Origin of the sequence: Chrysiogenes arsenatis DSM 11915 (genome assembly GCF_000469585.1) — a bacterium.
In the GTDB taxonomy this organism is placed as follows: Bacteria; Chrysiogenota; Chrysiogenetes; order Chrysiogenales; family Chrysiogenaceae; genus Chrysiogenes; species Chrysiogenes arsenatis.
Genome location: NZ_KI273144.1, coordinates 46,753 through 73,752, shown reverse-complemented (window position 1 = coordinate 73,752; position 27,000 = coordinate 46,753). Strand labels below are relative to the sequence as shown.

The 27,000-nt window shown below is 50.2% G+C and carries 25 protein-coding genes; 13 read left to right on the top strand and 12 right to left on the bottom strand.

Translation table 11 applies throughout. From position 1 onward, the window contains the following. Position 1 precedes the first annotated feature (1 nt). Genes P304_RS16370 through mobB form a run of 6 tightly spaced genes read left to right on the top strand, consistent with a single transcriptional unit; the run spans position 2 to position 4,639 of the window. Positions 2–790, top strand: a complete 789-nt coding sequence (locus P304_RS16370; protein WP_051321644.1) for a biotin--[acetyl-CoA-carboxylase] ligase — start codon at positions 2–4, stop codon at positions 788–790. Next, positions 781–1,557: a type III pantothenate kinase gene (locus P304_RS0111505; protein WP_027390648.1), complete on the top strand. Its 777-nt coding sequence runs from the start codon at positions 781–783 to the stop codon at positions 1,555–1,557. Before P304_RS16370 ends, P304_RS0111505 begins: the two co-directional genes overlap by 10 nt. Next, positions 1,550–2,632, top strand: coding sequence for a helix-turn-helix domain-containing protein (locus tag P304_RS0111500; RefSeq protein WP_027390647.1), 1,083 nt, complete (start codon positions 1,550–1,552; stop codon positions 2,630–2,632). The genes P304_RS0111505 and P304_RS0111500 overlap by 8 nt, the downstream gene beginning before the upstream one ends. Positions 2,633–2,656: 24 nt before the next feature. Further along, complete coding sequence (gene moaA, locus P304_RS0111495; RefSeq protein ID WP_034765421.1) at positions 2,657–3,640, top strand: GTP 3',8-cyclase MoaA; 984 nt, start codon at positions 2,657–2,659, stop codon at positions 3,638–3,640. A gap of 26 nt (positions 3,641–3,666) precedes the next feature. After that, positions 3,667–4,134, top strand: a complete 468-nt coding sequence (gene moaC / locus P304_RS0111490; protein WP_027390645.1) for a cyclic pyranopterin monophosphate synthase MoaC — start codon at positions 3,667–3,669, stop codon at positions 4,132–4,134. Beyond that, positions 4,079–4,639: a molybdopterin-guanine dinucleotide biosynthesis protein B gene (gene mobB, locus P304_RS0111485; protein WP_051321643.1), complete on the top strand. Its 561-nt coding sequence runs from the start codon at positions 4,079–4,081 to the stop codon at positions 4,637–4,639. Before moaC ends, mobB begins: the two co-directional genes overlap by 56 nt. 112 nt (positions 4,640–4,751) lie before the next feature. On the opposite strand, the gene P304_RS17130 is transcribed toward mobB, so the two are convergent. The 4 genes from P304_RS17130 to P304_RS0111465 form a co-directional block, all read right to left on the bottom strand. Beyond that, entirely contained in the window at positions 4,752–4,898 is a 147-nt protein-coding gene (locus P304_RS17130; RefSeq protein WP_160165070.1) for a hypothetical protein, read from the bottom strand. A 127-nt stretch (positions 4,899–5,025) separates the two neighbouring features. Further along, complete coding sequence (locus P304_RS0111475; protein WP_027390643.1) at positions 5,026–9,132, bottom strand: flagellar hook-basal body complex protein; 4,107 nt, start codon at positions 9,130–9,132, stop codon at positions 5,026–5,028. Positions 9,133–9,153: 21 nt separating this feature from the next. Beyond that, on the bottom strand, positions 9,154–9,900 hold the full coding sequence (locus P304_RS16365; RefSeq protein ID WP_051321642.1) for a flagellar hook assembly protein FlgD: 747 nt from the start codon (positions 9,898–9,900) through the stop codon (positions 9,154–9,156). 23 nt (positions 9,901–9,923) lie between these two features. Next, a complete protein-coding gene (locus P304_RS0111465; RefSeq protein WP_027390642.1) occupies positions 9,924–12,593 on the bottom strand; it encodes a flagellar hook-length control protein FliK in 2,670 nt (889 codons plus the stop codon). Between the two features lie 72 nt (positions 12,594–12,665). On the opposite strand from P304_RS0111465, the gene P304_RS0111460 reads away from it, so the two are divergent. Next, positions 12,666–13,802 (top strand): amidohydrolase family protein, encoded by a 1,137-nt coding sequence (locus P304_RS0111460; protein WP_027390641.1) that lies wholly within the window; start codon positions 12,666–12,668, stop codon positions 13,800–13,802. Between the two features lie 20 nt (positions 13,803–13,822). Here P304_RS0111460 and P304_RS0111455 read toward each other — a convergent pair whose 3' ends face one another. From P304_RS0111455 to mtnP, 8 genes are all read right to left on the bottom strand, one after another. Continuing rightward, on the bottom strand, positions 13,823–14,827 hold the full coding sequence (locus P304_RS0111455; RefSeq protein WP_027390640.1) for a helix-turn-helix transcriptional regulator: 1,005 nt from the start codon (positions 14,825–14,827) through the stop codon (positions 13,823–13,825). A gap of 88 nt (positions 14,828–14,915) precedes the next feature. Continuing rightward, positions 14,916–17,000: an AAA family ATPase gene (locus P304_RS15400; protein ID WP_051321641.1), complete on the bottom strand. Its 2,085-nt coding sequence runs from the start codon at positions 16,998–17,000 to the stop codon at positions 14,916–14,918. Between the two features lie 78 nt (positions 17,001–17,078). Then, positions 17,079–17,729, bottom strand: coding sequence for a hypothetical protein (locus tag P304_RS16360; RefSeq protein ID WP_027390639.1), 651 nt, complete (start codon positions 17,727–17,729; stop codon positions 17,079–17,081). Positions 17,730–17,797: 68 nt separating this feature from the next. After that, positions 17,798–19,261 carry a DUF2779 domain-containing protein gene (locus tag P304_RS0111440; protein WP_027390638.1) on the bottom strand — a complete coding sequence of 488 codons (1,464 nt, stop codon included), beginning with the start codon at positions 19,259–19,261 and terminating at the stop codon, positions 17,798–17,800. After that, positions 19,258–19,938 (bottom strand): hypothetical protein, encoded by a 681-nt coding sequence (locus tag P304_RS0111435; protein WP_027390637.1) that lies wholly within the window; start codon positions 19,936–19,938, stop codon positions 19,258–19,260. Before P304_RS0111435 ends, P304_RS0111440 begins: the two co-directional genes overlap by 4 nt. Next, positions 19,919–20,755 carry a hypothetical protein gene (locus P304_RS0111430; protein WP_027390636.1) on the bottom strand — a complete coding sequence of 279 codons (837 nt, stop codon included), beginning with the start codon at positions 20,753–20,755 and terminating at the stop codon, positions 19,919–19,921. The genes P304_RS0111435 and P304_RS0111430 overlap by 20 nt, the downstream gene beginning before the upstream one ends. Positions 20,756–20,773: 18 nt before the next feature. After that, a complete protein-coding gene (locus P304_RS0111425; RefSeq protein ID WP_027390635.1) occupies positions 20,774–21,316 on the bottom strand; it encodes a hypothetical protein in 543 nt (180 codons plus the stop codon). A gap of 133 nt (positions 21,317–21,449) precedes the next feature. After that, entirely contained in the window at positions 21,450–22,313 is an 864-nt protein-coding gene (gene mtnP / locus P304_RS0111420) for an S-methyl-5'-thioadenosine phosphorylase (protein WP_027390634.1), read from the bottom strand. Between the two features lie 148 nt (positions 22,314–22,461). Here mtnP and lysA point away from each other — a divergent pair, with 148 nt between their 5' ends. The 6 genes from lysA to P304_RS17125 form a co-directional block, all read left to right on the top strand. Continuing rightward, entirely contained in the window at positions 22,462–23,712 is a 1,251-nt protein-coding gene (lysA, locus tag P304_RS0111415) for a diaminopimelate decarboxylase (protein ID WP_027390633.1), read from the top strand. After that, positions 23,709–24,572 (top strand): diaminopimelate epimerase, encoded by an 864-nt coding sequence (gene dapF, locus P304_RS0111410; RefSeq protein WP_027390632.1) that lies wholly within the window; start codon positions 23,709–23,711, stop codon positions 24,570–24,572. Before lysA ends, dapF begins: the two co-directional genes overlap by 4 nt. Positions 24,573–24,575: 3 nt before the next feature. Next, positions 24,576–25,451 carry a 4-hydroxy-tetrahydrodipicolinate synthase gene (gene dapA / locus P304_RS0111405; protein WP_027390631.1) on the top strand — a complete coding sequence of 292 codons (876 nt, stop codon included), beginning with the start codon at positions 24,576–24,578 and terminating at the stop codon, positions 25,449–25,451. Between the two features lie 11 nt (positions 25,452–25,462). Next, positions 25,463–26,266: a 4-hydroxy-tetrahydrodipicolinate reductase gene (gene dapB, locus P304_RS0111400; protein ID WP_027390630.1), complete on the top strand. Its 804-nt coding sequence runs from the start codon at positions 25,463–25,465 to the stop codon at positions 26,264–26,266. A gap of 5 nt (positions 26,267–26,271) precedes the next feature. After that, positions 26,272–26,796, top strand: coding sequence for a KdsC family phosphatase (locus P304_RS0111395; protein WP_027390629.1), 525 nt, complete (start codon positions 26,272–26,274; stop codon positions 26,794–26,796). Beyond that, on the top strand, positions 26,793–27,000 hold a 208-nt coding region (locus tag P304_RS17125), incomplete at its 3' end, for a hypothetical protein (protein WP_034765415.1). The genes P304_RS0111395 and P304_RS17125, both read left to right, overlap by 4 nt.

Here is a 27,000-nt window from a genome sequence, read left to right as displayed (position 1 = left end):
AATGAGTAACGATTATGAGCGAGTTGATCCACAGGAACTTTGCGCGGCGGTGAGTGCTTCGAGTTTCTCGCAGCTCATTTTTTTTCCGGAAATAGATTCCACGAATCGCTATGCGTATGATCAAAGTGACGACCTCCCCGATCGTTCTCTGATTGTTGCTGGGCGGCAGTATGCTGGTCGGGGTCGGATGGGGCGAGTGTGGCAGGGCGATGGTGATGGTGTGTATTTTTCGCTCCTACTTCATCCGCCTCTGGCACCGATGGAGACCCTTCTTTTGCCACTGTTAACTGCTGTAGCCGTTGCGGAAGGGCTTGAGGCATTGGGATGTCAGGTTTATTTGAAATGGCCAAATGATGTCGTTGATGCCGACGGGAAAAAACTGTGTGGTATCCTTACCGAAATGAAGGCCGATGTCGCGCAATTACGTGCGCTTGTCATTGGTGTTGGCGTCAATGTGAACCAGTCGTCATTCGAAGGGGAGATCTCTGCTCTTGCGACCAGCTTGTTCTGTATCTCTGGCGGCGTCAGGTATAGAAAAGTTGCAGTAATCAAGGAAATCATCTATGCTTTTCAGGCTCGCTATAATGCCTTTCTGGCAGGCCAGAAGGGGGCAGTGAGAGACGCATGGAAACAGCGGTGTCGGATGTTTGGTAAGCCATACTGGTACAAAACAACTGGCACCCTTTGTGTTCCGGTTGATCTTGATGTTGATGGCTCGCTTGTGGTGCGCTACAACGACGGCTCAATAGGGATACTCAACTCCGGAGAGGTGGTAGAGGTTTGCTCGTAGCTATTGATATTGGCAACACAAACGTAGTGCTTGGCGTGTTTCACGCGGGCTCTTCGGATCTGCGGGTCAAGTGGCGCCTTCAATCGAACACACAAAGAACGACGGATGAGTATATGGCACTGATCACCTCTCTCCTTGAACATGAGGGACTTTGTCCCGACACGGTGAGTGGTGTGGTTATTTCGAGTGTGGTGACCCCGCTCACTCGCGTATTTCGCAAGCTTTCACAACTCCTCTTTACGACTGAGCCAGTTATTGTTTCTGCTGGCATTCGCACCGGTATGCCTATCCGTATGGAAAACCCGAAAGAGGTTGGTGCTGACCGGATTGTCAATGCTGTGGCGGCGTATGAACGCCACCGCCAAGCGCTGATTGTGGTTGATTTCGGCACGGCAACAACCTTCGATGTCGTTTCTGCCGATGGGTGTTATTTAGGTGGATGTATCGTGCCGGGTATTGGTATCTCGCTTGATGCGCTGGTGAATCGTACCGATAAATTGCCCCCTGTTGAAATAGTCAAACCAGCACGAGTTATCGGGAAAAACACGGTAAGCTCCATTCAGTCAGGGATATATTTCGGATATGTCGGCTTGATCGAAGGGATTGTGCGTCGTATTGCGAAGGAAATGGAGCTGACGCCACTCGTTGTTGCAACAGGTGGCCTTGGTTCATTATTTCACCAAGAAGAGGGCCTGTTTCATGAATACTTACATGATCTTACCTTGCAAGGGCTAAAAATATTGTACGAAAGGAACCGCCATGGATAAGACACACGCAACCACTGAGCAGACCCTGACCCTTGGCCGCTATCTTTCGGAGCTTCGCGAAAAAAAAGGGATGAGCCTTGCCGATTTGTCTGAGCGGACAAAAATAACTTTAGCTCAGCTTGAGTCGTTTGAGCAGAATAATCTCAGTGGACTTCCTCCGAAATCCTTTTCGCTGGGTTTTTTGCGCTCGCTGTGTATGGAGTTGAATGGCGATTATAATCAGGCAAAGCAGTTATATTTTATTCTCAGCAATGATGTTGTCGAGATGTATACGCAGCAACGTGCGGCAGCCAATAAAGAACCGCAGCCTTCCGCCGAAACGCGCGAAGTTATGGGACGTAACATATCGCTTTCACCGTATATCTTCGGCGTTATCGTGGTGGCGCTCCTTGTCGTTGCCGTGTATCTCTATGCGTCAGACCCGCGTCCACAACAAACATCGGCAGGGTTGAATATTATAGAAGAGGTGCGCCGGAACTCGGTTGTACTTGACGTGGTTGCTGATGATAGCGAAGAAGTGCCACTGTTTCCGGTTGAATCGACCGATTCGCCAGATGCTGCAGCGGCTGTGTCAATGGCGACACCTCTTTCTGAAACGCGCGAGACTGCGCCAGTTCTCCCAAGCGTTGCCAGCGAGCCGGCGGTGGCCGATTCACGGCAGGAGAGTACGATCCCTTCTGCGCCACTCGCACCACCAGTAGCTTCCGCAGTAGAGCCACAACCGATGGCAGAAGAACCTACCCGACATGAGATTCATGCGGTTTCAGATGCGATTCGTGTCGTGCTCCGTGGCAAAGGGCTCGTTTGGGTGAAGATGGTCGGCGATAAAGGGAAAACTGTTCGGACGACAACCCTAAATCAAGGGGGAACGCTTGAAATTCTGTCCGGACATGAAGTTATTGTTTCGCTTGGTAACGCTGCTCTGGTCGAAGTTTCCATTGATGGGCAGCGCCAAGAACCTGTCGGGACGCGCGGTGAGGTGAGGCGATTCATTGTACGCAATGACCGTTCGCTTGAGTTTCTGACACGTGCCGAGTACCTTGTGATTCTCAGTGCCCTTGGGGTTCCTGAGTAAGCTTATTGAAACGAGATGCCTACTATGTCTTTTCCAAAACTCTGCGATGCTTCGGGGAATCCCGTTACCTATTTACGATTAAGTGTTACTGATCGTTGTAATTTACGTTGTTTTTATTGTGTTCCTGAAGAGGGGATTTGCCAAAGCACGCAAGAGGAGTTACTTCGTACCGAAGAAATTATCCGTTTGTTGCAAATTGCTCATTTATGCGGGGTGAATAAAGTCCGCTTGACAGGTGGCGAACCATTGGCACGGCGCGGCATAGGCCGCATGGTGCGCGAAATTGGTAAAATTGGTTTTCGCGATATTGCGATGACAACGAATGGGGTTTTGCTGCATAAGTTTGCTCCGCTGTTGCGTGAAGCCGGGCTGCATCGAATTAACCTGAGTCTTGATTCCTTGCGGCCGGATCGCTTTCATACGATTACTGGACGTGATTATTACGATGCGGTCATAAAAGGGTTGGCTGCGGCTCGCAGCGTAGGGTTAACGCCGATTAAAATGAACGCCGTCATCGTTCGCGGTGTCAATGATGATGAAATCTGCGACTTTGTACAGATGAGCGCCGAGCAGGACGATATCGAAGTTCGCTTCATCGAATATATGCCCATTGGCGTTGGTCAAGGGTATCGTGATGAAAAACTCGTCAGTGTTGCGGAAATGCTTGGGCGGGTCAAAGAGCGTTATATCGTGGAAGCGTTGACACCTGACGACCCCGGTGCGCCAGCGCGCATGTATCGCGTAGTCGGAGGCAAAGGGAAATTTGGCTTTATCTCTCCCATGACGCAACATTTCTGCAATGACTGTAACCGGTTACGGATAACCTCAGACGGGAAGATTAAAACCTGTCTCTTTTCGCGCGAAGAATACGATCTTCTCCCATGGCTGCGCGGGAAGTATGGCGATCGTGAGATTGCCGACTATCTTTGCCAGTCGGTAGCACGGAAGGCATCAGAAATCGATGATAAATACAGCAGTTCGCGCAATATGACCCGTATCGGCGGCTGACGGAATACTACACAAAAGGAACCAGCATGGAACTGACTCATTTTGACTCCCAAGGGAACGCCATCATGGTGGATGTTTCCACCAAGGACGAAACGGTTCGTATCGCTCGCGCCACTGCCACCATATGTGCCCAACACAATACGATCGATATGATTCGTCAGGGGACACACAAAAAGGGCGATGTGCTTGGTGTCGCGCGTGTCGCGGGCATTATGGCCGCCAAGCGGACGGCTGACCTGATCCCGATGTGTCATCCTATTCCGCTGGAAGGGGTCAGCGTTGACTTTGATATTCAAGATGATCGCGTTATTATCACGACCGAGCTGCGTACAACGTATAAAACTGGCATTGAGATGGAAGCCATTGTGGCGGCGAATATCGCGGCGTGTACCATTTACGACATGTGTAAAGCGGTCGACCGAGGCATGACGATTACCGATGTGCGGCTTACCTACAAATCGGGGGGCAAGTCGGGTGTATTTCAACAGCCATAAGATCCCTGTTCTGGGCTTTATCGGCTATTCAGGGTCGGGAAAAACCACACTCATGGAACAGGTTGTTCTGTTATTGCATGGCCGCGGAATGCGCGTCGGCGCGCTGAAGCACGATGCGCATCGCTTTGAAGTAGATAAACCCGGTAAAGATTCTTGGCGATTTCGCGAAGCGGGCGCACAAACGACCGTTATTTCCAGTGCCGAACTCATTGTGTTGCAACGACGGACAGCGGAAGAAACTCCACTCGCTGATCTGCTCGATCTTTTTGTTGATGAAGATATTATCCTTGTCGAAGGGCATAAAGCTGGCCCACACCCCAAGATAGAAGTGCATCGCCCAGAGCTTGGGCATCCATTCCTGTGGCCAGTATTTGAGCATGTTATTGCTCTTGCTACGCCGAAGGGATTGATCCCTGAATCGAGCCATGAACTTTCTTTGCCCGTTCTTGATCTGGACAATGCCCCCGCCATCGCTGAATGTATTCTCACCTCTTTGCAAAGATAACTTCACTGACACGCTGAAAATAAAAAAAACCCGCCGAAGCGGGCCAATATGGAGCGAAAAACAAAACAGGTTGGAAGGATACTGTCATGAGTCCCTGTTGATCGCGTAGCTATTACAGGGCTAAAAGGATCACGAGAAGGAAAAACATCGCACTCCACTCAATGGCAGCTTTCGCTCCAATAAGCCACAAAGGGGTAGAGTCATCCGTACTGGCAAGGCTGGTACTCTCGCCGGACGGGGCAACGGAATAGGGTTGCATCTGCGTGTTGCCTCCTTTCGTACAATGTCCCGCAGGACATGGCAGGCGAAGGCGCGTATCGCCATCGACTCCCATGTCCCGCGAGTATTACCGCGCTAGCCGTAGGCTAGCGCGGCGTTAAGTTGTATTACCGTTTCATCGCCAAAAGCTCTTGGATCATGGCATCGGAAGTCGTAATGATTTTCGAGTTCGCTTGGAAGCCCCGCTCAATGGTGATCATTTGCGTGATTTCCATCGAAAGGTCGACGTTCGACATTTCAAGCGAAGAGCTGACCACAAAGCCTAAGCCACCTTCGCCAGGCTCAGTGATGGTTGGCTTACCGCTCGAATCGTTGGCCGCGTAGAGCGAGCCACCGACTTTTTGTAGCCCTTGCGGGTTGGTGAAGTCTGCCATAACGATTTGCGCAAGCTGGCGTGACTGGCCGTTACTGAAGAGCCCACTAATAACCCCACGATCGTCGATCACGTAATCTTCGAGTGACCCTTCTTTATAGCCGTTCTGCCGCTGCTTCGTGGTGATGGACTTACTGGCGTACTGTGTAAATCCGTCGAATCCGCCGCCGATAGTCCCAAAGTCTAGCCGAATCTCAAGCGGATTGGCACCGTTGTTCGGGACAATGTTGATGGGCGAACCAACCACGACCCCTAATCCGCCGTCAGGCGTGAAAGTAACAACCCCTGATGGAAGGAGTGTTGAACCCGCGCCACCAGTAACTTGTGCTGGGCGGGGAATGGTTGCTTTCCACTTCCACTGGTTGACGTTCCGTGGGTCAGAATCTTTTTCAAATTCAATGACCACTGAGTGCTCATGCCCTTCCGAGTCGATGATTGGAATCGTCGTAGAATGGAAGCCGCCTGAAGCCTGTTGTTGGATGGTAAAGGTCGAAAGCGAGTTGAATTGGTCGCGTCCCGCAGCGCGTAAGCTCATATCAAGGATAGCGTAGTTTTCACCATCGTCGCCATTAACGATAATTGAACCATTTGAGCTAACATACGCGCCAACTGGGTTTTTCAACTCTAATGTTGTGGTCAGTGCCTGAACTAAGTCGCCTAACGTGGTGTCACTGGGGTAGCCAAGGTTGTTGGAAACCACCATATTTGATTCAAATTTTTTATCATTTACCAAGGCGGATACCGCTATTTTGTCGTTGGTTTGCAGACCGAGCCATGCGCCCGTACTGTTGTAGAGGTTGGCGAGTTTGTCGTCTGCGGTGGCAATGGTCAGTAGCGTTTGCGAAGTAGCAACTGACCCTCTATTGATGGTATTCGCGAGGGCAAGTGCTTGCTCCAGCGATGGCGAAGATATGATTTCTGCTCCCGTAATGTTGTGCGAGAAGTTTGCGCGGAGGATCCCTGACTCGCCAGTACCTGCGAAGCTCAACCCGTTTGCGGTATTAAATGGAGCCGATGGAGCCGCGTTGAGCAGGTAGCGTGTCGTAATATTGGTACCGCTATAGACTATTGGCGACTCTTCATATCCAATTTGTCGGGTTCGGGCATGTACCCCTTCCGAAAAAATCGTGCTATTGACTGGTGCAAAGAGTGGATTCAAAATGTTATCAAAGTTATTTGTATCGTCAAAGGTGATCTCAAGCTTGGTCAAGCCGCCACTACTCGGGTTTTTGAAAAGAAAGTCTTTTCCTGTCCATTCTACCTTAAAGCCAGTGACCCCTTGAGCGACAATTTCGTCTTCAAGATATTTTGCAATTCCATCCATATCGAACGTAGCGATAGCGTTAAGGTTTAAGTTTAATGTAGTTGGCGTCGATTCTCCCCGTTTGGTAAGGTTAAGGGTAAGCGGAAGATTGCCGGGCGCTACTGCTCCGTCCCCAATTGAGTTGGGTACCAGTGAAGGTGCAATAGTGTTAATATTGAAGAAGGTCTCAGGGCTGCCGTCACTGCTGGGATCAATAGCAACAGCCGTGGTTGCTTTAATTCGCCCATCAGCGGTAATGGAGTAGGCAATTCTTTCAGCAGGCGCGGTAACAAGGGTTCCTTGCGCCTCTTGAATAACTGCAAGCAATTCATCAAGTGAGCTAAAAGTATAGGAGCCATCGCTCGTGACCTCTGGGAGTTGGTTCGTTGGGTCGTAGACAAACGTCGCCATTACTGGGGCATTATTTGCTGCAATAGGCGCATTCGAAAGTAAGATGCTAAAGCTGTCTCTGGTATCTGCAAAGCCCATAGCAGTAAGGCTAAATCCGCCGTCGTTGTTGTTGTCGTAAACAATTTTGCCGCCAAGGGGATCAGATATTTTTGGGTCAGAATCGGCGGTGTAGACTCCATTCAGGTCATCAAGGAGTTCATTGACTTTTTTATCGTTGCCAATGTTGACGCCACTGTAAACCACCTGCACATCTTGCAATTCCACCCCAGAAATGTTTTCAAAACGGATGCGGCCACCGTCATTACTGGCGCGAATCAAGTTATGTTGAACCGTGTCAAGTGTGCCGCCGGTAGTCGATCCAATGGCAGTGTAGTAAAATTTAGTATCTTGATTATCAATTTGCAGGCCATTTGGAAGTTGCATTCCTTTGGGGAAGGTAAAGTCGTATTCTGTTCCATTTACATCTACTTTTCCATTAGCCAGAATTGTAACTACACCAGCTGGGCCTGGGACGGTTCCAGGTATTGTTAAGGTTCGATACTGGTTATTGGCATCTTTTTTTCCATCTCTCAAGATAATTTCAGCTGCGGTAGTGTTTGTAATAATTGTGTTTTCTACAAGCGGCGCAGCGAGTGTAGCAATTTTCCCATTTACAATAGCGCTTGATGCAGCCCCAATAATATCGCCGTCAGTCATAGTTATAGTATTATTCCCCGGCGCAAAGTCACTATTGATAGCTTGTATCAGCTCATCAAGGGTTGAAAATGGTTTGGCAAAACTGTCAACACCACCTTCATTGGAAGCATCGCGCCCTTCAGGGTTAGAGGCGGTTGAGTAGTAGTATTCTTGTGTGACAGTCGTGCCGGCTACATTCATGGAGACGCGAATCCGGTCATTGTTGTCTTTGAATTCAAATGCCCCCACATCACCTAAGTAGACTTTGGCCGCTTGGCTAATATTTTTCATGCCACTTTCAAGTCGTCCAGTGAGTTCGGCAAGCGAGTTGAAGTCATCACCTTTGACGTACTTGGATTGAAAAAACAGTTCGCCAGAGGTTTTAATATCTCCTGTAGCATAGGAGCCTTCGACTCCGGCCATGATGTTGTTGAATTTAGAATTCGAGGGAACCGTGTTGGAGTCCAACGAGAAGGAGGCAATGGGGTTTGACGCCTTCATTTGTAACTTCCCTTCAACAATGGTCAACTCTGCAATATCTGAGGCAAAGGCCGATTTTATTTTGTCTGCTAGTCCACCAAGGGTGCTGAAGTTCGTATCGCTCGGATCAAGATCGCGCGGAATGCCATTGATGGAGTATTCATCACCAGACTTTGCGCGGTAGGTTAATACAAGGGGAGCCGGGCTGGCACCATCTTTGGTAAGGGTAATCTTAAAAGTATCCCCGTCTCGAATGCCAAGGTTTTCATCCCCCGAGTTATACAACTGTCCAATGTTCGTAATGGACGTGCCATGTGCCTTCAAAATAACCGGCTGATCGTTCAGGAGTGAAATATGGGTGCCAGTCTGATTGTAGAGTTGCGAAATGTCGTCAGTCCCATCAACCATGGCGCGCAGTTCTGGTGTTTCAAGGATAGTCCCGAGTGCAACGGAGTTCAAGTTACCGCCAAGCTCAACGTTCGTGGTGGCTTTGGCTGGGCTTTTAACGCCAACAGGGATTTGAATGTCAACAATTTCACCGGTTTGGTTGATGAAGAAATCGCCGTATTTATCCTGAGTCGCCAAGCGCCCTTGAGCAACCAACCCTTCTGGAGTAACGAGTTTCCCTGCGTTATTAAAGATGAAGTTCCCGTTGCGGCTATAATAATCCATGACACCGTTACTCACGACAAAGAAGCCGCGCCCAGAAATCGCAAGGTCAGTGGCTTTATTGGTTGCTTCGATACCACCTTGCGAGAAGATGAGGTTCGTCGAGTTGACCCGTGTCCCAAGACCAACCTGCATAGGATTAACGGAGGAGCCACCGATATTCATACTCATGATGTCGGCAAATCCTGCTTGTGATTTCTTATAACCGACGGTGTTGACGTTCGAGATGTTGTTACCAATGACGTCCATACTGCGTTGGTGATTGATCAGGCCGGATACGCCGGCATAGAGTGACTGTAACATGATAGCGCCTCTCTTCTATTTTCAGGTTGTACTTGTTTCTGGTTGTTCAGTATTTTCTGCTTCGGCATCTTCATCATCAGGCACATATGGTGCGGATGGTGGGAAGATGGACTGTAGGTCTTTCATTTGGAAATCTTTCCCGTTGACGACAAACTTCACGCCATCGGCATCGTAGCGAATGGCCATAATCCGTCCGACGGTGAAAGTGTCAACTCCGACAGCTTCGCCGAGTTGATCGGTTGCGCTTACCTGAAAGCGGTAGTTGCCGTCTTTCAGCGGATCGCCGCCGCTGTTGATCGCTTCCCAGTAAAGGGTTTGCGACCCCTTATCGAGTCCGCCCGGATCGATAATCCGCACAAGTTCACTTTTATCGTTGTAAATACTTACTTTCACTTCTTTGGCATCGGCGGCGAGATTGAACTCGATGGGTTCGGTATTACCGCCGAACACCACCAGCGCATCACCGGCGGCTTTGGTTTCCATCCCGACATACGAGGCGGCACCAAAGGTCAGGAGTTGGTTTTGCATATCCACCAGCTTATCCATGGATTTGGCCATGTTGCTCATTTGTTCGAGCGAGGAGAACTGCGCGGTTTGCGCAATCATCTGAGCGTTGTCCATCGGATTGGTGGGATCCTGTTGTTGCATTTGGGTGATAAGGAGCTTGAGGAATTCGTCTTTCCCCATTTCTTGTTTTGGCAGTGCAGGTTTGAGTGTCTGCCAGTCATCAATGTTGCCTATGTTTTTGATAATATTTACGTCGTTCACGGTATCCCTCCCAAGTGGGGTTGTTATGCTATGAGGTTCAGAGATTGAGACGTACGATAGTGGTACTGATTCTCTCCTCCTTGTGGCTCATCTTCGTTTTTCTGGGGCGCGCCCCTTTGGTCTGATGACAGGGAGCGATTCTTTCGCTGTTGGTTTTCCTGTCCTTGCTGGAACTGAGTATTAGCAAACTGGTTGCCGTTGTGGTTAGACTGTGATTCTGCAAATGGTTGTACGATATCAAAGCGCTCTACTTTCAGTCCAAGAGAAGAAATAGCTTCCTGTATGCGCGTGGAAGTTTGTTCCAAACCGTGCCGCAGCGAAGGGTTTTCCACCATAACCCGTGCCGTGAGAACGCCGGCTTCGACGCTGAGGCGGATATTTACTTTCCCCATGTATTCTGGTCTGAGGGCAATCGTAAGTGTTTTGAGTTCGCCACGGGTGCTCATGGTGACTTTACGGATGATTTGATCGGTGGCGTCTTCGATTTCACGGGTGGTGAGCGGGGTGGCGGGCGTCTCGCTGGTGGTGCGGGGTGCGACGGTTTCGCGACTCATCCATTCACGTCCGCTCTGTTGTTGCTGCGGTGTATCCTGACTATTCTGGTCTTGGGTTTGGCCGTTTTGGCTGCCGCTGCTCATCATAAGAGATGTTGGTTCGGCCTGCTCCTTACTGCTTGGTGTTGCCGCAGTGCTTGGTGCGGGAGTATTGTTTGGTATGGGTGGAGCGGCAATTTTTTCGGTACCAACTTCACTATTCGGCGCAACGATTGCGGTTGATGGTGGTGCGATAGATTTTCCGGTATCTGATGTTGGTTGTTCCATAGCAGCGATACGTGCCGCCTGTGCGATCCGTTCGCGCTCTTCGCTCGTCTTTGGCGCAAGGGGATCGGCAATTTTTTCAGGTTCTTTGAGTTGCGTGCGATGAGAGATCGTGTCAGATTCTTTGGAGATATCTTTCTTCAGTGCGGTCGCCATGGGGATGGTGTTTTCTGCATCGTCGTCGGTTTCGCTCAACGCGGCGTCAACAGGTAGATCACTTTTTGTCTGCGTGAGTGTGACTATTTTGGGATCGGCAGGGGTATTCGTTGGCAAAGGTGTTTTTGGCTCAACCGTTTTTGGCTCAACAGTAGTTTTGGGCTCTGTGTTACCCTTAGGCTCAGTCGATGCTTTTACGTCACTGTCGGTGGCCTTCGCCGGAGTCGACCCATCGGCTATGTTTTTAGGTTCATGGACAGGGGCTTTTTCTACCGTTGCTTCGGTCATAGCTTTGGGGTCTTTTTCTGTGGCCTGAAGGTGAGCATTCATTGCTTGGGAAGCAGGATCTGTTTTTGTGGAAGTTGCCACTAGCGGAGCTTTATTTGCTTCGCTTTCAGAAGTTTCGGCCACGGCAAAATTTTTCACTGCGGTTTCACCTGTTTTGGCGGTAGTTTCCGGCGGGGTAGCAAGTGGATTGTCACGGCGCGGTTGTTGCTCTTTAAAGTTAGAGAAAAGCGTATCTTGCGGCAGATTTTCCACGGCGCTGACGGTGCCAAATAAAAGGGCGTGATAGTCGCGCTGCACGATTTGCAAGACGCTTGCGCCGTCAGCCGCCGGAATGGCAACGGCGCGGCTCAGTCCCATTTGGATGCTGGCCAGTGATTGTGCGAGTTGCGGCAGCGCTTCGGTGGGATTCATTGCGCCAGTATTCTGCCAGTTTTGCAGAAGCTGGCGGAGATCGAAGTTGGTTTGTGTCAGCGTATCAAGGAGTGCCTTCCCCGTTTCAGAAAGTGGGAGTTGCCCGAGAGGTGTTGCGTTTGCCCCTTCGCCTAGCGGTTGGGAAAAACTTTCCATGACAGCGGTGAGCATTTCGGTCAACGCCTTTTGCTGATCTTTCATGGCGTCGATTGACTGGAAAATTTGCGCGAATGCGGTGGGGTAGTCGTTGGGGTTAATGCCCATGGACTCGGTGAGTTGATTCATTTCGCGCAATGCTTCTTGCAACGATTGAACGATTTGTCGCAGCGCGGCGAGCGTCTCCGTTTCGCTCTCATCTATTTCAGGAAGTGATTCTGGTATCTGTTGAAGTGCAAAGAGGTTTTCTGTTTGTATTTCAGCGCCATTTAATTCAGGTTTTTGCTTGTCTTTTTCAGTAGTTACGCTTTGAGCCATCGCGCCTAGCAGGAGTGATTGTCGCAGATGAGTAAACCCCTTTTCGCCATCATTCTCTTGGGGTTTTTTCTGTGCGGACGAGGTCGAAAATTTTTCCATCAGTAAAAACCACTCGCGCCATTGGTCGGGGTTCAGCGTATTGGATTCAGTCGTGTTTGCTTCGACAAGTGCGCTATTGGCTTCGGCGAGCCACTGCGTTGCCTGCTGCATAGGAGATGCAGGGAGCAGTTGCCCCGCGATCTGTTCCAACAGGTGGGTGAGTTGCATGGTTTCCGGTTCTGCGGTATAGAACGCACTCAGCGTGGCGTCGTCAATGCCGGCGAGTTTGAGTTGCTGGCCAAGCTGATCGCGCGCACCGCTGAGGAGTGCTTGGCGCTGTTCGGATGAAAATGTGGTGGCGGTTCCGCTTATCGGAGTGCTGCGTTGCAGCATACTATTGAGTAGGCCGAAAAACCCTGATTCAGAGGGAGTTCCGGTGCGACTATTACCGCTTTTTATGGTGTTGCCAAGGTCAAGTGTTGGGAATCCTGTGGCGAATGTAAGCATGTGGCACCTCCTGCGGAAGTCGATTTATGCAGATTTAGTGCCACGCGACTATTTTGAGTGAATGGTGAGGGTATGCGACTACGGGTTTGCGGAAGAATATACGATGGTTTCGCTTGGCGTCATGCGGGTATAGTTGAAGATGGACGTTTGACATTTGCCGATTGCGCGCGCTTTGATCGCGAAATTGTGCTCGATGGCGTGCTTTTCCCTGGTTTTGTCAACGCGCACGCGCATCTTGATTTGTTTTTTGATCTCCCATCGCTCCCTTTTGAGCAATGGGTTCCTCTGTTGATCGAAAAAATTCTGACTGATTATAGTCAGGCTGATGGGATCCATGCGTCTCTAGCGTTGCTGGAGCAATCAGGAGTGCGCTTTATTGGCGATATTGCACGCCCGATTCCGGGGAGTCCTTGTTGCGCCAATATATCACCCATAAACAAGTTACGTCATGTCATTACCGGTGAGGAGCCATTACACTTTTCGCCCGATCGCATGCAAGGGCGTTGTTATATTCGTAATTTTTGTGAGTTTATCAACCGCTATCCCGAGTATATTCGTCCGCAACTTCACTATTCGCCTCATGCGCTTTACACGGTGCCACATGATTTTCTGCGCCGTTTTGCGCTCGATAACCGCTCGCTGTTCCAAATGCACGTGGCCGAATCGCCGGGAGAAACGGGATATTTTCTGCACGAACCAAGCGGAGATCATTTTTACGATACCTATTTGGCACGCTTTCAGGTGCGGCGCTACCTTGGCGAGCCGCTTTCGCCAGTACGCTTACTCGAGTCACTCGGGCTTTTGACGTCGCAATCGCTGCTCGTACATATGGGGATGGCAAGTGACGATGATCTTGACCTCGTGGCGGCGTCAGGTGCGAAGGTCATTACGTGTCCTGTCAGCAACCACTATTTGTATGCTCCGCATGTGGAGCTGGCAAAACTGGAAGCACGCGGCATACGCTATGCCATTGGTACGGATGGAAAATGCTCCCATCCCGATCTTGATTTTCTGCGCGACTACCGTTTGGTTGCTGCGCAAGTGGGGTGGGAAAAAGCCTTTCTGGCCGCAACGAGTGGCGGGGCGGAAATCCTTGGACTCATGTCGGAGTACACGTTAGAAGGGGCTGATATAACAAGGGCGGTCGTTGGTATCGGCGATGGGTTGAATTTTACCCGTATGGTGAGCGCAACAGAGGCCTTGCGGTAAGTGGCAGAACAGACGAGTGCCTACTCTGTGTACCGACACACCATTTCCTGCGCTATGCCAGCAAACTCTTGGCGCAACCTTTTCGGAGCGATAACTTCAACCTGCGATCCGAATCCCAGAAGCCACCAGCGCAATTGTCTGGTGTCAACCACTTTGGCGCTCAGCGCAACACGGCCATCAGCCAGTGGCGTCAGCTTTTGGTTCTCCGATAGTGGAGTTTCTTGCAGATGACCAGCTGCGTGGTGCGCAAATATCACTTTCAACGTAATCATTTTCGCGTCAGCGTCAGCGAATCCGATGGCGCCACTGGCAATGTAGCCATCAAGCGTAAACCCTGCCGATCGCAGGCTTGGCGCGTCAGTCTTGTGTGCTTCTAAAAAACGGTGAAGCGCCAGCAACTTTGGCTCTTGCTCATCAAACAGCGTACAGACCAAGTAGAGGATGTGGTCGTTCACCACAATACCTAAAGGGTGAATGGTGTAGACTTGATGCGCTTTCTCGCCACGCCGCCGATAGTGGGCTTCTATCTGGCGCTCTTCAAGCAGCGCCTGATATACGGTCTCCATGATTTCGGGGTTAATTGCCGGTGGGATAAGCGGAAATGCGCGGGAGATAACCCGGATTTTTTCCGGCCACTGCACAAAGGCATTCCCAGCATGTGCACTGAGCACCTCCTTGGCGTGTAGCATGTGTGGTGCCAGCGTTTCCATGCAACTATGCGGCAGTATGTTCTGGAGGTAACTCTCAACCAAACGGAGCGTGAGCGCGGTGGCTGTATCCATGCCAGGAATACTGAAAATCTGACCATCCTTTACCCAACGCCATCCGATTGGCTTGCAGTTATTACTTTCTATCGGAAATACCGTTGAAAGACTTTGCAAGTCACGTTGAACCGTACGGATGGTCGTGCGGTATCCGGCGTCCTGAAGCCTTTCCAGAATCTCACGCGCTGCAACATAACGGCGAGTGCTGAGCATCTGCAACATTGCCCATTGGCGCAAGAGCGTGTCAAAATTCTTTTCCATATCACCACACCCCCTGTCAAATAACACCAAGCATACCGATGCGTGCGACATGGAGGGTCGTATAAAGTTCCGCCACCATTGTCAAGAATCAAAAACCAATGGGATTTGATTGCGTCAACTGTTTCGCTACCATTTCATTTTTCAGCAACGCGACCAGCGAAGTAATTTCGTGTTTTGCACCAGTAAGCTCAGCTTTACGCTGCACCAAGGCAAAATCACCCGGCGTCAGCATGGTAAGTTCGCGTATATGCCGATCGTCCACCGTTATCCGAAAGAAGTGCCGGAATGCGAGTTTCACCTGCTCTGGCTTCATAAAATCGAAGCGACACTTGAACGTAAAACGACGCAGCGACGCAGGATCAATCCGTTCAATCAGATTTGTTGTGCAAGCAAACGGGAGCGGATGGCGCTCCATCCACGTAAGCATCTCATTGACTTGACTTACTTCCCACTGACGTACCGCATGGCGACGATCCGCCAGAAATGAGTCCGCTTCGTCAAACACCAGAAAGCTTTTACTGTTCGCCGCTTCGCGAAACGCTTCGGAAATTTGCTTTTCCGTTTCCCCAACAAACATACCCAGCAAATCAGACGCTCGCTTTTGCAATACCGGCATACCAAGCTGTTTGGCGAGATGGCGCACATAGGCCGTTTTCCCCGTTCCGGGAGCACCGTACAAACACAACGAAAATGGATGCTGACGGAGCTTGCTCAGATTGCTTTCGATGCCAGCAATACCGGAATCGTGGTGAACTAACTGCGGCAGGTAATGATCGGCACCAACGTGAAAGGAATCTTCCACAACCTCTTTGCCGTGCATCGCCTTTAAAAGGCCAAACGTTGCAAAACGAAAATCATCAAGGGAATTCCCCATCGCTTTGGCATAAATCGTGGCGCTTTCGGCAATCGCCGGAGACGCATCGAAGGCCGCTAGCGCTGTGGCATCTGCATTGGTGAGTGTAATGCCGCGCTTGCGTGTAATCCGCTTCCATATCTTCTGCCGCGCATCGATGGGTGGAACCGGCATCTCTACTGCCAGTGTCATACGGCGGATAATGGCACTGCTGATATTGCTGACATCATTTATAATCCAGAATGTCGGTACTCGGTTCCCTTCCAGCAAACGATTCATATAAACTTTCGATGTTGAAAGCGACCCGATCCTTTTTCCGCTATACGCCAAGATGTCTCTAGAGCTAAAAACATCGTCAATTTCGTCAAACATGATCAATGAATTCTGTTGCTTGCTCAGCAGGCGCTGGAGTATGCGATACGAACTCAAGCGATCATTGCGGTTAGGTTCTTCACCATCATTGTTCATTTCCATAACAGGATAAAGCTGGGCGTGCAGATTTTTTGCAAGTGATTTGCAAATCTCTGTTTTACCCGTTCCCGGAGGGCCATACAGCAAAATGTTAATGCCGCGCTCGCCAGTCTGCAATGCGTGCTGCAAGAATTTTGCAAGATTATCACGCAATTCTGCTATATGGGCAAAGTCATCCCATCGCAATCTCGGAGTTGACGAAGCGCCCAGTAGCGCAGCGCGGAGTCCCTTTCTTGTTTGAGGGGCATCTTCAATAGCCTGCAACACTTGGTCACTGAACGAGCAAGTGTCTTGAATGAACTGATGATTCCAGTTGATAGCATCTTTAAACAAACCAGTAAGATACAGCTCTCCAGCGAGATGAATTCGTTTGGTTATCTCAGATATCGACATATCAAGAATACATGCAAAAGCAGTTCGTGCATGATCACAACAATTTCTGAAATAGGCGAATGGGTCTTCGTGTAATTTGTAACGTTCCATACGTACAAAGAAGCCGAAAATACGGTGGTCAAGTGGATCAAGCTCGACAATGTCGGATAAATTACGCAAGGTTTTTTCTAATTCGCTGAGTGGCACTGATGGCAACCGTGCCACTTGCGGTTCAAGGAGTTCAATCAGCGCAACTTTCGTTTCAATGCATACCCTGAGTGGCAATCGCTTTCCAGTAAAATCCTGAGTGTGTTCCACAAGCTCGTCCGGCAATTCAACCCCAAGCAAGACGGAGTTGCGATACACATAGGTAACAAACTCAGAAATCACTCTGTTGATTCCGCTATCGGCTTTACGCAACGCATTGTAAAGGTAGAAACACATGATACTTTGTTCGTACTGCTCTAACTTGGACATATTGCACCTCGCTACGGTTGGTATGTCCAAAGTGTAGCGCGGTGGTACGACAAGATATGTCGCATTGGCAGGAGGGAACTATTCCTCGCTAATATCAGTTCCAGTTGAAATCTTTTTTATTAAAATACAAGCTGCGGCCCAAGCATTATCCTGAATGTCTTCATGGTAATCTGTTTCATGAAGTGACAAGCTAAGCGTATCGCCACATATTTCTTTTGCACGGCTAAAGATTGTCTGGATACGACCATCTATTTTCTGTTGTGCTGTTTTCCGTGAGCCAGAGACTGCTGACTCATAAAACGCGAAGGCTCCGAATTGCAACGACGAGTCGTTTCCTTTTCGTAATAAAAATCCTTTTATTCGCTCAATATCTTTTGCGTATGAATCTTTTGAATAAATCTGGTTTTTCACTTCTATTATCCCCCGAGGGTGTCCATTTCCCCACCAAACCAGTATATCAACACGCCCTTTTTCACGTATCTTATGCGATAGCTTCCCCCTACCTAGGGCTCCTGCATCCTTGAGCGCATTTGTAGAACCATTCTCAAGGGTTAAATATTTAGCTCCATCAGCTTCGGCTATCCGCTTAGCGATAGAGCACGTGATTAAATATTCGGGAGCCTCCCAAAGCCACGATCCACCCGTCCACTCCTGATATGATTTTTGGGCTTCTTCAATGCCTACCAAAACTTGTTCGACAATTACCTGCATAGATAGTCGATTAGCCATGTTCCCTCCATGTGTGTTTATTAATTACATGTGTTGAGGCGATTAAAGATGGTCTAAAACTTTTTGAACTAATAACGAGCCTCAAAAAACGCCACCAACCTCACCATTGCCTCTGTGTCCAGCTTACAATACCCTACCATGGCGCGCCACAATTCATTGCGACGCGCAGCCGTTGTTACTGGATTAATCGCTTCCATGTATGCCACCCCCGCCTGTTTGCCATCCTGCACGTCACTCAGTTGCGCATAGTCAAGATCGGGCGCGATGGTGGGTAGCACCGCTTTAATTGACCAGCTCCCGCGCATGTCGCGGTGGTAGTAGTTATCACGGGCAAGGGGAAGCAGGTCTACCATGCGCTCAATAATGGCAGCAACTTGCTCGGCATATTCAGGAAAGCGCATTGCGAGTTCTTTTAGTCTTCCGGCTTCAAATGACTGGTTATACACGAAGATGCAACCACGTTTTCCAAGCTCTTTGATGAGGCTTTCAAGGAACTGCTTGCTGGGATCTTTGCCACTGATATCCAGAAATTCACGGTGGTGCATTGTGCCGCTGGCGCTTTGTTTATGGCACGACCATTGGAAAGGGATTTGTTGAAAGGGGCTTGTTCCTTTCCAGATGGGGACGGCAAGCGAGATAGTTTCAAAATCAATATAGTAGCGCGGATAGGAAAGGGTTTGCAGGTATTCACCGGCGGCGGGGTCAAGTTCTGCTTTGCCACTGCGGGTAGCTCGCCAGATGCGCAAGCGTTTGGGGCACTCGCCCAGCAGTGATTTGGGAACTTTCCGAATGTCGGTATACCCTTGCTTACGCAGGTCTGTTGCAAATGTTCCTCGCGTGCCAAAAAGTTCTGGAGGGTACTTTTCTTGTGGCAGCCCTTCAGTGCAGAAGTCAATATACGGGCATGCAAAGGGAGCGTGACACTGCGCACCGGGTTCAATCTCCGGTGCATTCGCTGTGGTGAGCGTTTTTCGGGCGGCTCGCACCCAACGGGGAACCTCTTTTTGCAGGGCTTCGACTTCGCTGGTGATATCAGTAAAGGTAAAGAGCCCGTCGTACTGTTGCTTTCCAGGATAGATAAAGGATTTATTGAGAGTGGCAAGGTGCGTTTTCTTGACAGCAATACCAGCTTGTTGGCACACCCACGTTTGGATGGCGGCGTCTTCAGTATGGTACTCTTTGGGTTCTGTTGAAGATTTGACTTCCACGATGTCAAAGCCACCACGTGCAGGGCGCAGGATATCAACCTGCACCCGCACGTTTTTATGGCAAAAGGTGGCTTCAAAGAGTGGGGTTTTTGGTTTGCGTTCGACAAGCTGAGCGCTTTGTTGCAGCGCTTCTGCAATGGTTCCGGCATGTATCAGTACACCCGAAGGGAATAGGGTGCGAGCAACCTCGCCAGCTCCGATTCCCATCGCCATACGATTTCCCGTTTCTGATTCATTGGCACGTTCGGGCGCGTGAACGCTGAGCCACAGCCGTTTGGGACATTGACGATATGCAATGAGGCGCGATTTTGACAGTGTGGTCATAACTCCTCGGATAGTTGCGATTTCACCTGCATCGGCCTTACGCGGTACATGCGATTGGTGAGCGATTCGTACCGAACAATGCCGGGAAGTTTTTTGATATTGGAACTCATAACATCTTTTCCGGTCATCAGGTCAGAAAATGGTGCCACAATGTTTGATTGAATGTCATCAAGGCAATTGATGGAAGCAAGATACAGCGTGTATGACCAGCATTTATCCACCCAGCACTCGGCATCGACGGCTCCATTGAAAAACACCCCCTCTTGGAGGGTCATGGTTTGATCCGAAATATCACCGATTGAGAGGCATTTCCCGTTCAAAAATGATGTTGCAGAGCCGGAGAGATAGACATGTAACAAAGGGAAGGTATTTTCGTGCTCCTGCGTGCACACGCCATCGCCCATCATGCTGACCTGTATATTAAAAAAGCGTCCCGTAGGGTAACCACTCATGCCAAGACCTAACGATATGGCTTTATCGGTCATCACCCAACCTGTCTCTGAAATCCTGCTGTTGGATTGCCACGCCTGGGTGATTTTTACGATGTGACTTAGGCGGGTGATTTCGAGATTCATACATTGCTTGATAAGGTCAAGCAAGCTGTTCACTTCGCGACCCGCAAGGTTCACTATATGCAGGCTGCTGGCAAGGCTTTCACTAATAGTTTTTACGTTCATCGGTGATCCCTTTCTTTGATTTTGACGTAAAGAAAATGCCTGTTGGCAGGAGAGTGTTGCGATTAGCATGACGCAACCATGCAAAGCCAGAATACTCGCGCCAAAACAGGGATGAGCTTTGGTGAACGATCACGCCGCCTTCAGGCAAGTCGCGAAATCCTTCAAACGTCCTCACGCCAAGACGCTCTAACAAAGCGATAACGTTGCTTGTCCACGGCAGCAAATGAGTGAGTTCGTGCTGTGTGTCGAAGCACTGCTGGATGATGGTTTCGACTCTGAGTAACATTCCAAGAAATGCGAACCAGTTAATGGCGATCAGGCGTCCTGCCCAGATATTGCCTAAGCGTTGCTCGCGCAATGCCGCGCTGGTATCATGGCCGATATACAGGTGCCAGCCGCTCTGTTGTTCTTCTGCACTCAGGTATTCGCTCCATTGGCGGTAGAGCTGCCTTGGATCACGCACTCTGGCATGGTTCCATTCTGTTTCGATTAACAGGGTAAACGTTTTGCCATGCGGCCATATCAGGCGCACATGGGCATCGGGCATGATAGTGGTATGCCCCTGAGCGTCACTTCGTTCTGGCCACAGATTCATGTGCGCCTGAGCCGGAGCCGTATCCGGCACATTTGGTGCGACGCAAGTTCGTAGAAAATACACCCAGAAACGAGCAATAAGTTCAGGTGGAAGGAGCGATAAGCTCCCAAAGATCATTGAAATCAGTTCTGGCTCATCACACAGATAGACTCCATGATCGTGGTGCCATCCATAACCGCATTGAAAATAACGCCCCTTACCGCGAGTGAGAGCAAGTAGCATGCAGCACCTCGAAGTGTGTTATTTTTGACTATTACCAGCGGAATACAGTAAACCCCAAATGGATGTGTCGGGCACGTTGCGGTAAATGTTTGCGACCATTTCAAGTCGGTTATCGGTCACATCTTGCACGGCTTCTGGATTTGGGTTTTGCGTGTTTACTATTTTGATACCGCTATAGCGGATGGAAAAGGTTTTGGCGTTTTTGTTAATAACAAACTGTGCTTGATAGGTGACTTGCATTGGGGCGAGTTTCAACTTTGCCCGTTCAAGTATGTCAGCCGTAATTTCCATCCGGTTAAAAGTTGATCCAAGATAGACGTTGTAATCAGGAGTTGCGGTAAACTCGACGACTTTTCGCCCTTGGGCATCGTCAAATACTTGCCATGATTTTGCTTTGAGATAGGGGTAATTGCTGAAGGCATCATCAATGCTGATTGTTGGATCCATGTCGAGCGTGCCGTTCCTTACCATTGACTCATAGGCGCTATCGCAGCCTGCGAGTATAACCACTGTGCCAAGAACGATACCCACTCGAAACATCCATTGCCAGACTCTGCTCATGTTCTCCTCCTCTTGCGGAATATTTTGCTACGAAGAGGAGGGTAACAGAGCAATGCGTCAGGTGGTGTCGCATTGCCCTGTTGTCTTTAGAATGCGCCGATGTATGTTACACGTGCTCTGCATGGATGAAGTTTCAGATTGCGAAATACTTCCCGTACAGCGGTTCAAGCTTGGCTTGAATCTCCTCGCTGATAGCATCGCGAGGGGTAATAATCGCGTAGCGAGCGGCTTCTTGGCAGTGGCAGGCGGTTTGATTTGGTGCCATGTGAGCGAAAATTTCCAACATTTTCTTGGCATTCACCACGTTGCGGTGCATGGTGTCGAGAATCATTTCCACGCTGACCGCTTCTTCCTCTTCTTTCCAGCAATCATAATCCGTGGAAAGGGCAACGGTGGCGTAGCAGATTTCTGCTTCGCGCGCCAGCTTGGCTTCCGGCATATTGGTCATCCCGACCACGTCGGCTCCCCACTGGCGGTACACATGGCTTTCGGCGCGACTGGAAAACTGCGGCCCTTCCATGCAGATGTAGGTGCCCGTTGTGTGGACGTTGACGCCGGTTTGTGTTGCGGCTTCTATCAGGTTTTTTCGGAGCGATGGGCATACGGGATCGGCCATGCTGACGTGTCCGACAATCCCTTTTTCAAAAAAAGTCGACGGGCGGCCACTACGGGTGAAGTCGATAAACTGGTTGACGATGACGAAATCTCCGGGCGCAATGTGCTGACGCAGGCTGCCAACGGCGCTCACGCTGACGATGGTTTCCACTCCCAGTGTTTTCAGGGCATAAATGTTGGCGCGAAAGTTAATTTCATTGGGGGCGATGGTGTGCGTCCGCCCGTGTCGTGGCAGAAAACAGAGTTCGCAATCGCCCAAGGTGCCGACGAGAACGGAGTCGCTGGGCGAACCATAGGGAGTTTCGATTTCTATTTCGTGCCGATTTGTGAGTCCTTCCATCTGGTAGAGGCCGCTGCCGCCGATGATTCCAATTCTTCTCATTTGTTTTCACCTGAATTTTATTTTGAACTCTCACGAAAATGTTTATATAGTGGCGATCTGCAAAAGTCAATCGAGGCAATAGAACGCTGTTTTGGCTTATTGGTAGGGGTATTTCACGGATCAATTTTTTCTTTTATGGGTAGGGATCATGCACTATTTTTCATATCAGCACGGTGAGTTACACTGCGAAGGGGTGCCGCTTTCGCGCATTGCGGATGAGGTGGGAACGCCAGTCTATGTCTATTCGCGTCAAACGCTGGTGCGCCATTGTCGCGTCTTTCGTGAAGCCTTTGCGGGAATTCCCCATACGATTTGTTTTGCAGTAAAGGCCAATAGTAATCTGAGTGTCTTGCGGACGATTGCTGGCGAAGGGATTGGTGCTGATATTGTCAGTGGTGGCGAATTATTCCGTGCCCTGAAGGCTGGCATTGACCCTGCGATGATTGTCTATGCGGGTGTTGGCAAGCAGTCGCATGAAATTGCCCGCGCGCTGGAAATCGGCATCAAGATGTTTAACGTCGAATCTCGTGGCGAAATGGACGTGATTCAGCAGGTGGCCAAATCGCTTGGCAAGGTAGCACCGATTGCCATTCGGGTGAATCCGAACGTTGATGCCGGGACGCATCCCTATATTTCGACTGGTCTACGTCAAAATAAGTTTGGCATTGGTATCGAAGGAGTGATGGACGACTACCAGTACGCGCATGGTTTGAGTCATGTGGAAGTCGTTGGCGTACACTGCCATATTGGAAGTCAATTGACCGATATTCAGCCCTTTGTTGATGCCTTGCAAATTATTCGGCAGCTGGTGCTCGATTTGCGTGAGCAGGGGATTGTGTTGCGCTACCTTGATATGGGCGGCGGACTTGGAATTCGGTATAACGCGGAAACGCCACCTTCGCCAGAAGAGCTGGCGCGTGCCATCCGCCCGATTGTAGCCGATCTTGGTTGTGAGCTGATTTTCGAGCCCGGACGGGTATTGGTCGGCAATGCTGGGATTTTCCTGACCCGCGTTATTTATACGAAAAGCAATTATGAGCGGAAGTTTATTGTCGTCGATGGCGCTATGAACGACCTCGCACGCCCGTCACTGTACGGCAGTTATCACGACATTCTCCCGGCAGATGAGGCCGCAGGTCGGCAGGGAACGGCTTTGGCTGACGTGGTAGGGCCGATTTGCGAAACGGGTGATTTCTTTGCGCGTGAGCGATCGGTGGCTCCCTTTGCCGCAGGTGATCTGATGGCGCTGATGAGTGCTGGGGCGTATGGTTTCACAATGAGTTCGAATTATAATAGTCGTCCGCGAGTAGCGGAAGTGATGGTGGATGGCGATACGTACCGTGTCGTGCGCCGTCGTGAAACGTTCGATGATTTGGTTCGATTGGAGGAAGAGGTATGAATGATTTCTGTGGATGGGATGGCCGATTCACCAAGCTAACGGGGGCAGGGAACGATTTTATCGTGATTGCCGATCTGGATGGCCGTGTCAACCACGAACTGTTCCGCCCGCATGTTAACCAACTCTGTGATCGGAATTTTGGTATTGGAGCCGATGGCGTGATTATTCTCCGCTGTCTGGGCGGGAGTGATGTGCAGTGGGTGTTTTATAATTCTGATGGTTCAGAAGCCGAAATGTGCGGCAACGGTGCGCGGTGTGCAGCGCGCTTTGTTTTTGATAATCACCTCGTCACAACGCCGTGGTTTCATTTGCATACGGCGGCGGGAGTGGTGCGGATTGAATGCGCCGGGCAAAATCTGATGCGGCTCCACTTGACACAACCCTTCGATCACCGTTCGAATTATTCGATTAAAACGATCAAAACCGAATACCTGCTTTCGAGTATCAATACGGGTGTGCCGCATGCCGTGCTGCGTGTGCACGATATCGAAAGCTTTGATCTGTTGAATGTCGCGCCAGAGATTCGTTTTCACGAAATCTATCCTCGCGGAACGAATGTAAATGCCTATGAAAAGATCGCTCCTGATACTATTCGCGTACGAACGTACGAGCGGGGTGTAGAGGGGGAGACGATGTCATGCGGCACAGGGAGTGTCGCGTCGGCCATCGTGGCCTCTCTTGATGATCAAGAGGTTGCTCATCGCGTAACGGTGGTGACAAATGGTGGCGAATTGTTGATAGAGTTTGACCGCGAGCTGCAGCATGTTACCATGTCCGGCGAAGCTCACGTGCTATTCCGTGGTGAAATTGACCCCGAGCTTTTACAGGCTCGACCAAAAATCAGAGAAGTAGAGGTGTAACGTATGCTGCAATTGCAAGGAACCATTGTCGCCCTTATCACTCCATTCAAAGATGGCGCTGTAGACGAAGCTGCTTATCGCCAACTTATCGAATTCCAGATTGCGAGTGGTGTTGATGGGATCGTACCGTGCGGAACGACGGGTGAAAGTGCGACCCTGTCGCACGAAGAGCATCGCCGCGTGATTCAAATCTGTATCGAGCAGGTGGCTGGGCGCGTTCCGGTTATTGCTGGCACTGGCTCGAATTCGACTGAAGAGGCGATCAGTCTGACCGAAAATGCAATGAAAGATGGTGCGGATGCGGCACTGGTGGTTACGCCATATTATGTGAAACCTTCCCAAGAAGGGTTGTATCAACACTATATGGAGTTGGCAAAAATTGGTATTCCGATTGTCCTCTATAACGTCCCTGGTCGTTGTGGCGTCGATATGGTTCCAGCGACCGTGGCGCGGCTGGCAGTCGAGAAAAACATTATTGCCATTAAAGATGCGACGGGGAATATGAGCGTGGCTTCAGAGATCCGCCGTTTGTGCGGCGATACCATCACGCTTCTGTCGGGTGATGATTTCACGGCCTTACCTCAGATATTGCTGGGTGGTAAAGGGGTGATTTCTGTCATTGCGAATATTATTCCTAGCGAATGGAGTGCGATGACCCACGCGGCGTTGAAAGGCGACTGGCAAAGTGCGGTGGCGATCCACGACCGTTATTTCCATATCAACAACTTGCTGTATCTCGATGCGAATCCTATCCCGGTAAAAACCGCAGTCAGTCTGATGGGGAAATGTGGTGGCGATTTCCGCTTGCCGCTTTGCCGTATGAATGAAGGAAACCATGGCAAGCTGAGTGCGGAGATGCAACGGCTTGGGCTGATATGAAAGGAAACACCATGACAAGAATTGCCGTAATCGGTGCGGTTGGCCGGATGGGTCGCTATATCATGAACATTATTGAGTCGAGTGACACCTGTACACTTGCGGGAGCCATTGATGCGCCAAATTCCCCTTTTCTCGGACTTGACTCGGGCGAAGTGGCGGGTTTTGGCCGTAACGGCATCATTATCACTGACGACATTTCGCTGGTGATGGAAGAGGCCGATGTCGCCATCGATTTCACCGTTGCCGACGCGGTTCCGGTTACTCTTGCTCACGTGGTGAAGTCTGGCAAAGGGTTGGTCATTGGTACGACTGGATTAAATCCAGCGCAAAAAGCGTTGGTTGGAGAAGCCGCAACGAAGATCCCTATCGTGTATGCGCCGAACATGAGTACCGGCGTGAATGTCACGTGGAAGTTACTTGAAGTGGCCGCTGGTATTTTAGGCAACGATGTCGATGTGGAAATTGTTGAGGCGCACCACAATAAAAAGAAAGATGCTCCAAGCGGCACCGCCATGAAGATGGCAGAAGTGTTGGCGCGAGTGCTTGATCGCGACCTGACTACCGATGCCGTCTATCACCGTGAAGGGATGATCGGCGAGCGGACGAAAAATGAAATTGGCATCCAGACCATTCGTGGTGGTGACATTGTTGGCGAGCACACCGTGTACTTCTGTGGCCACGGCGAACGGATTGAAATTACGCACCGCGCACACACGCGCGAAACCTTTGCTAGCGGTGCGGTAAAAGCAGCGCAATGGCTGACGCGCCAACCCGCGGGGCAATACGATATGTTTGACGTTCTTGGCATGCGTTGAGCAGCATGGGAATTCTTGCCGATAAAATTCGCTTGATTACGACGGTTATCTTTGATGTGGATGGCGTCCTGTCCGATGGGAAAATTACCTATGATGTGCACGGCGTGGAGTATAAAAATTTCCACGTCCGCGACGGGCATCGGATTACATTGTTGCATCGTACTGGATATCACACTGGCATCATTACGGGACGGAGCACGCCGATTGTTGACCATCGCGCCAAGGAGTTGGGAATTCACTGGCTCTATCAAGGGGCGAAAGACAAGCTTGAAGTGTATGAGCAGTTGAAAGCCGAGCACGCGCTTTGTGATAGCGAGATTGCCTATATTGGCGATGATTATATCGATTTGCCGGTGCTGGCGCGCGTTGGCTTTGCGGCGTGTGTGCCGGAAGCACCACAAGAGGTGCGCGAATCGGTGCAGTATGTAACGCAAGCGACGGGCGGTAATGGGGCCGTTGCCGAATTTATCGAGCTGATTCTGCGCCATGCCGGCCATTGGGAACAGATTATGGAACGCTACCGCAGATGAGGCGAATTGCCTATGGCATCGCCCTGGTGGCACTTTTGCTGGTGTTTGGAAGTATGTGGTTGCAACACAGTCGCCTGCCAACCGTGCAGGAACTTCAGGGTGCGGCACAATTGCTTACCAGTGATCGTTTGAGTATGGAACGCTATGCGGCCGACGGAACGCATGTCGCTACGGTTACGGCGCATCAAGTGACGCAAGGGGTGA

Excerpts from the sequence above, each read along its gene's own strand:
- P304_RS16370 (WP_051321644.1), top strand. The coding sequence starts at position 2 with ATGAGTAACGATTATGAGCGAGTTGATCCACAGGAACTTTGCGCGGCG.
- P304_RS0111500 (WP_027390647.1), top strand. The coding sequence starts at position 1,550 with ATGGATAAGACACACGCAACCACTGAGCAGACCCTGACCCTTGGCCGC.
- moaA (WP_034765421.1), top strand. The coding sequence starts at position 2,657 with ATGTCTTTTCCAAAACTCTGCGATGCTTCGGGGAATCCCGTTACCTAT.
- moaC (WP_027390645.1), top strand. The coding sequence starts at position 3,667 with ATGGAACTGACTCATTTTGACTCCCAAGGGAACGCCATCATGGTGGAT.
- mobB (WP_051321643.1), top strand. The coding sequence starts at position 4,079 with ATGTGCGGCTTACCTACAAATCGGGGGGCAAGTCGGGTGTATTTCAAC.
- P304_RS17130 (WP_160165070.1), bottom strand. The coding sequence starts at position 4,898 with ATGCAACCCTATTCCGTTGCCCCGTCCGGCGAGAGTACCAGCCTTGCC.
- P304_RS0111475 (WP_027390643.1), bottom strand. The coding sequence starts at position 9,132 with ATGTTACAGTCACTCTATGCCGGCGTATCCGGCCTGATCAATCACCAA.
- P304_RS0111465 (WP_027390642.1), bottom strand. The coding sequence starts at position 12,593 with ATGCTTACATTCGCCACAGGATTCCCAACACTTGACCTTGGCAACACC.
- P304_RS0111460 (WP_027390641.1), top strand. The coding sequence starts at position 12,666 with ATGCGACTACGGGTTTGCGGAAGAATATACGATGGTTTCGCTTGGCGT.
- P304_RS0111455 (WP_027390640.1), bottom strand. The coding sequence starts at position 14,827 with ATGGAAAAGAATTTTGACACGCTCTTGCGCCAATGGGCAATGTTGCAG.
- P304_RS15400 (WP_051321641.1), bottom strand. The coding sequence starts at position 17,000 with ATGTCCAAGTTAGAGCAGTACGAACAAAGTATCATGTGTTTCTACCTT.
- P304_RS16360 (WP_027390639.1), bottom strand. The coding sequence starts at position 17,729 with ATGGCTAATCGACTATCTATGCAGGTAATTGTCGAACAAGTTTTGGTA.
- P304_RS0111440 (WP_027390638.1), bottom strand. The coding sequence starts at position 19,261 with ATGACCACACTGTCAAAATCGCGCCTCATTGCATATCGTCAATGTCCC.
- P304_RS0111435 (WP_027390637.1), bottom strand. The coding sequence starts at position 19,938 with ATGAACGTAAAAACTATTAGTGAAAGCCTTGCCAGCAGCCTGCATATA.
- P304_RS0111430 (WP_027390636.1), bottom strand. The coding sequence starts at position 20,755 with ATGCTACTTGCTCTCACTCGCGGTAAGGGGCGTTATTTTCAATGCGGT.
- P304_RS0111425 (WP_027390635.1), bottom strand. The coding sequence starts at position 21,316 with ATGAGCAGAGTCTGGCAATGGATGTTTCGAGTGGGTATCGTTCTTGGC.
- mtnP (WP_027390634.1), bottom strand. The coding sequence starts at position 22,313 with ATGAGAAGAATTGGAATCATCGGCGGCAGCGGCCTCTACCAGATGGAA.
- lysA (WP_027390633.1), top strand. The coding sequence starts at position 22,462 with ATGCACTATTTTTCATATCAGCACGGTGAGTTACACTGCGAAGGGGTG.
- dapF (WP_027390632.1), top strand. The coding sequence starts at position 23,709 with ATGAATGATTTCTGTGGATGGGATGGCCGATTCACCAAGCTAACGGGG.
- dapA (WP_027390631.1), top strand. The coding sequence starts at position 24,576 with ATGCTGCAATTGCAAGGAACCATTGTCGCCCTTATCACTCCATTCAAA.
- dapB (WP_027390630.1), top strand. The coding sequence starts at position 25,463 with ATGACAAGAATTGCCGTAATCGGTGCGGTTGGCCGGATGGGTCGCTAT.
- P304_RS0111395 (WP_027390629.1), top strand. The coding sequence starts at position 26,272 with ATGGGAATTCTTGCCGATAAAATTCGCTTGATTACGACGGTTATCTTT.